Source organism: Shigella sp. FC1661, from assembly GCF_001712525.1.
Classification (GTDB): Bacteria; Pseudomonadota; Gammaproteobacteria; order Enterobacterales; family Enterobacteriaceae; genus Escherichia; species Escherichia coli.
The window spans coordinates 1-2,925 of record NZ_MDGW01000238.1 but is presented as its reverse complement, the minus strand read 5'-3'; the positions used below and the strand labels follow the sequence as shown (position 1 = coordinate 2,925).

Here is a 2,925-nt window from a genome sequence, read left to right as displayed (position 1 = left end):
GTCGGGGCTAAATCGCGCAGCGCTGGCTGTTTTACGCGTATGACAGGCTCCGGAAGACGGTTGTTGCGCACGTATTCGGTGAACGCACTATGGCGACGCTGGGGCGTCTTATGAGCTTGCTGTCACCCTTTGACGTGGTGATATGGATGACGGATGGCTGGCCACTGTATGAATCCCGCCTGAAGGGAAAGCTGCACGTAATCAGCAAGCGATATACGCAGCGAATTGAGCGGCATAACCTGAATCTGAGGCAGCACCTGGCACGGCTGGGACGGAAGTCGCTGTCGTTCTCAAAATCGGTGGAGCTGCATGACAAAGTCATCGGGCATTATCTGAACATAAAACACTATCAATAAGTTGGAGTCATTACCGATGAGCCTTTACCAATTTCATGGCGGTGAAAACCATCCACGATTTCCATGGCATTTTTATCCGTATGTGTGACCACAATGGGTTGGGTAAAACCATCTATTTCAATGGATTTTTGCAGCAGTTTTTTTTTCGGGTGGTGCCACGTTGTTTGGGTTGTAATCATTAGGCATAAGTTGGCTGTTTTTAACCCACAGAACGCAATCCACTGGCTCTTCACGAAAGGGGCTAACCTGATGGATCGCCATGCGGATTTCATTAATCGCTTTGATGCGATCATCTTCCGGCAAGCTGGCGAGAAATTGCGTTAAATCCTGCGTTAATCGTTGTTGCATAGTATCCCCCATTCCTGACGTTTTCCTTTTATCCGTTCGTTATAACGCTGATAGTTCTTCGCTTTCGTAGGACTAAATGATAATGCCCGACACCAGTAATCGTTATTGAGTAAAACTTTGCATATCCGCCGCCAGGAGGGGATATCTTTCGCGCCAATGTCCCCTTGCTGGGTTTGTGGAACCTCGATGCCTTTTTTCTGATACCAGTGCAAATAAATGGCGATTTTATTGCGGTAATGCTCAGCTGTTTTTTCCGGCATGCTATTGAGCAGCAATAATGCATATTCTTGCCAGTCTAAATGTTCTGGCTTGAGGATTTTCCGATGCCCATAGAAATGATTGTCATGTCCGGCGTAAATGTCGCCACTTTTTACCCCGCTGACTCGTGCGCACATAGCAGCCCAGCGATCCGGTTCGATAACGTGATAGAGCCATAATCCTTGTCGTTGCTCCGGGCCAAAAGGTTCGCAAATTCGCATATGACGCAGAGGAACGCCTGCCTGATACATTAGGTTATACAGGGGGTTGCAGAGACTTTGATGATTTGCATACCAGGTCCAGATATCAGCCACTTTCCAGTCGTAAATGGGGTAAATGTACCAGCTATGACCGCCTGGTGCGGCCGTAGTCCATGGTTTATCGTCGGCAAAACGTTGTTTATTTAAACTGGCGATGGCGACAAAACGGTTGTAGGACTCATCCGCACGGATGCCGATCATCATTGCCGCCGGACGTTTTTGTGAAAACCATTCGGCAAACTCACGTACAAATTGTTCGAAGGTCATGCCTGGCTGGTAAAAGCAGAAAAAGTCAGGATCGGTTATCGCATCTTGCGGGGGCTGACGCACCCATTCGACATCAGGTTCCCAGCACTGCCATTCGGGTTGGTATTGTGAAAGGGAATTTTGCGTCGTAAGCGGGAGCGCAACCCAGTAAAACTCTTCGATGACATCGGTGTACAACTCGCGCAGGGACTGAACATAGTTAATAGAGCAAGAGAATTGCGCCTCCCAGTCGATAAACAAAACGCAGATTTTTTTGCCCATTTGTCGGGCAAGTTCGGCTGTCAGATACAGCATTAAACCAGAGTCTTTGCCGCCAGAAAATGAGACACAAACGCGGGGTAGGGTGTTGAGTGTCCAGGTAATACGCTCTCGTGCAGCTTCCAGAATATTGAGCGGAAGAGGAATTTTATAAATAGACATCTGAAGACGCTCTCTGAACGTTACAGGGTGAACAGTGAGATAAGACTGTTAATTATAAAGTAAACACTGTAAAGCAGAGTGTTTTATTTTTCATTCGCGCTGTGAATAAATAGATGAAAGTTATAGTAGCTGTCTGTAGTTATATATCAAAAACTCTCATTTAGACGGTCAATAAATCGGGAGAACACCAAATTATTTAAAGAAGATTTATTATAGGAAATGTAAAGCTTTATTGAAGGTAACGGATGTTCTAGTTTTATCTCTTTTAAATTAAGAAAGTCACGGTGGGAGTTATAAAGTTCATAGGGGACTATTCCCAGTAAATCTGTAACTGCAATGCTATTAATTATTGTCAGCAAAGAGGAACCACGAAATGAAATTTTGCGATTCATAAACTTCTCGTCTATTTCCATTTGAATATCATCAACTCCTGCTGATTTGGATATTAATTGGGTGAACTCTTCTGCCATAATTTGTTCATAAGTGCTATTGTCAGTAATTCGCGGATGCTTATTACTACAAATTAGAGGGTAATGACTCCAACTTACTGATAGTGTTTTATGTTCAGATAATGCCCGATGACCTTGTCATGCAGCTCCACCGATTTTGAGAACGACAGTGACTTCCGTCCCAGCCTTGCCAGATGTTGTCTCAGATTCAGATTATGTCGCTCAATGCGCTGAGTGTAACGCTTGCTGATAACGTGCAGCTTTCCCTTCAGGCGTGATTCATACAGCGGCCAGCCATCCGTCATCCATACCACGACCTCAAAGGCCGACAGCAGGCTCAGAAGACGCTCCAGTGTGGCCAGAGTGCGTTCACCGAAGACGTGCGCCACAACCGTCCTCCGTATCCTGTCATACGCGTAAAACAGCCAGCGCTGACGTGATTTAGCACCGACGTAGCCCCACTGTTCGGTAAGCGTGCAGCAAGAACCGTATTGACGGGGATGTGTTATTCAGTCGGCAGTGCTACGCGCCAGGGGAGCAGTTCGCCGACCCGGTTTATCGGCCAGT

Annotated in this window: 2 protein-coding genes and 3 pseudogenes; 1 reads left to right on the top strand and 4 read right to left on the bottom strand. The window is 46.4% G+C overall.

Features of this window, described 5'->3' with window-relative positions; translation table 11 throughout:
* Positions 1-17 precede the first annotated feature (17 nt).
* A pseudogene (locus tag BFF42_RS14275) lies at positions 18-356 on the top strand (IS1-like element IS1B family transposase); the annotation flags it as partial.
* A gap of 14 nt (positions 357-370) precedes the next feature.
* Here the strand turns inward: BFF42_RS14275 and BFF42_RS14270 are convergent.
* The 4 genes and pseudogenes from BFF42_RS14270 to BFF42_RS14255 all read right to left on the bottom strand — a co-directional run.
* A pseudogene (locus tag BFF42_RS14270) lies at positions 371-716 on the bottom strand (ParB N-terminal domain-containing protein); the annotation flags it as partial.
* Positions 689-1,909, bottom strand: a complete 1,221-nt coding sequence (locus tag BFF42_RS14265; protein WP_039060039.1) for a phosphoadenosine phosphosulfate reductase — start codon at positions 1,907-1,909, stop codon at positions 689-691. The gene BFF42_RS14265 and the pseudogene BFF42_RS14270, both read right to left, overlap by 28 nt.
* 146 nt (positions 1,910-2,055) lie before the next feature.
* Positions 2,056-2,436 (bottom strand): annotated as a pseudogene (locus BFF42_RS14260) (type 2 periplasmic-binding domain-containing protein); the annotation flags it as partial.
* Positions 2,437-2,453: 17 nt separating this feature from the next.
* On the bottom strand, positions 2,454-2,867 hold the full coding sequence (locus BFF42_RS14255; RefSeq protein ID WP_072038790.1) for an IS1 family transposase: 414 nt from the start codon (positions 2,865-2,867) through the stop codon (positions 2,454-2,456).
* Between the last annotated feature and the right edge of the window lie 58 nt (positions 2,868-2,925).